This window comes from Stenotrophomonas sp. 278 (assembly GCF_003935715.1).
GTDB classification, from domain to species: Bacteria; Pseudomonadota; Gammaproteobacteria; order Xanthomonadales; family Xanthomonadaceae; genus Stenotrophomonas; species Stenotrophomonas maltophilia_AH.
Map to the genome: position 1 here is coordinate 1 of NZ_RHPP01000294.1, position 1174 is coordinate 1174.

Sequence of the window (1174 nt, forward strand, 5' to 3'; positions counted from 1 at the left end):
ACGTGGTGCCGCCCGACCCGGCCGCGCGCGCCCGTGACCTCTGGCAGCAGGGCCGACCGCGTGCGGCACTGGCGCTGCTGTACCGCGCCAGCGTGGACAGCATGAGCGAGCGCGCCGACGTGGTGCTGCCACCAGGTGCAACCGAATCGCAGTGCCTGCGCGCGTCGCGGCGCATGCCCGAGGAAGCCGACCGCAGCCTGTTCGCGCGCATCGTGCGGGTATGGCAGTACGCCGCCTATGCCGGTCGCCTGCCCGAGACGGAAGAGTTCGACGAACTGGCCACCACCCTGCGGCAGCAGTTCGGGTGGCGCGCATGAGTTCCCGTCTGCGCTGGGCGTTGGTGACCGCGGTACTGCTGGTGATCGGCATTCCGCTGACCATTCTGTTCCTGCGCACCAACGAGCGGGTGACCCGCACCGAGCACCTGCCGCCCCAGGGCGAGGCCAGCTACAACCCACTCTACGCGCTGAGCCGGGCGCTGCACGCCGATGGCGTCACCGCCCAGTCGCTGCCGCGCGTGGACCTGGCACGCATGCCGCTGCAGCCAGGCGATACCGTGCTGCTGCTCAAGGACAGCGCCGACGTGCCGCCGACCACCGCCTCCGCCCTGCTGGAGTGGGTGGACCGCGGCGGCCACCTGCTGCTGCGCACGCCGCCGAGGTTCAAGGGCGACGAAGCGCCGCAGGGCACCCTGCTGGATACGCTGGGGGTGTACAGCGAGTTCTACGAGAGCGCCTGCAAGCCCTTCCACGTGGCGGACGATCCGGGCCACAGCGAGTTCTGCCGTGGCCGTCGCTTTGAAGTGGACGACGTGGACGGCGTGCGCGTGGAGCGCCGCTGGGGTGACGACGATGGCCTGGTGTTCGTACGGTTGCGCAAGGGCCAGGGCACCGTCGACGTGGTCTCGGACATGACCTTCCTGGAAGGCACGCCCCACCACTTCGACCCGGACGACCCGAAGGGCAGCCTGGCTGACGGCCTGCACGATGTTTCCCATCGCGACCTGACCCGCTACCTGCTGGCCCCCAACTACGGCAAGGGCACGATGTGGCTGGTGTATGGCTCGCGCCCGCCGACGCTGTGGTACCGCATCTTCTACCAGGGCTGGCCGGTATGGGTGCCGCTGATGCTGGCCCTGCTGGGCTGGCTGTGGCAGCGCGCGCAGCGCATGGGC

The 1174-nt window shown here is 70.2% G+C and carries 2 protein-coding genes; both read left to right on the forward strand.

What is annotated here, in order from left to right; genetic code table 11:
- The coding region (locus tag EGJ34_RS21750; protein WP_125362456.1) for a DUF4129 domain-containing protein at positions 1–317 on the forward strand (317 nt) is incomplete at its 5' end.
- Positions 314–1174 (forward strand): DUF4350 domain-containing protein (locus tag EGJ34_RS21755; protein ID WP_148100559.1); only part of this gene is annotated, 861 nt, incomplete at its 3' end. The genes EGJ34_RS21750 and EGJ34_RS21755, both read left to right, overlap by 4 nt.